Origin of the sequence: Polaribacter sargassicola (genome assembly GCF_021991835.1) — a bacterium.
GTDB classification, from domain to species: domain Bacteria; phylum Bacteroidota; class Bacteroidia; order Flavobacteriales; family Flavobacteriaceae; genus Polaribacter; species Polaribacter sargassicola.
In genome coordinates this window covers 1-470 of the sequence record NZ_JAHDAU010000037.1, presented here as the reverse complement: position 1 = coordinate 470, position 470 = coordinate 1, and the positions used below count along the sequence as shown (strand labels likewise).

Here is a 470-nt window from a genome sequence, read left to right as displayed (position 1 = left end):
ACCCAGCTCGCGGGCGGTGTCGGCGAGCTGGTTGCTGGTGTACTGGGTACCCCTGTCTGCGTGGAAGATCACCTTCCGGGGCAGTTCCCCGCGCAGTGCGACCGCCTGCCGCAGGGCATGCTCGACGAGGTCCGAATGCATGCTGTCCGCGACACAGCGGCCGAGGACCCGGCGGGTGTGCCCGTCCCTCACGACGCACAGGTACGCCCACCCTTCACCGGTGCGCAGGTAGGTGATATCGCTGAACCAGGCGACGTCCCGCTCACCCTGGTCGAACTGCCGTTCCACAAGATCGGGGACCGGGAACGGGTCGTCCCCGTGCACCGTCGTCGCCGGGCGCCAGGTGCGGGGACTGATCCCCGCAATTCCCTGTTCACGCATCAGTTTCGCGACCGTCTTCCGCGACACTGCGACGCCCGCGTCCTGCAGGTCCGCACGGATCCTGGGCGCCCCGTAGGTCCCGTCGGACG

The 470-nt window shown here is 68.9% G+C and carries 1 protein-coding gene; it reads right to left on the bottom strand.

The features are described from left to right. The coding region (locus KI686_RS17360) for a DDE-type integrase/transposase/recombinase (RefSeq protein WP_237590277.1) at positions 1-470 on the bottom strand (470 nt) is incomplete at both ends.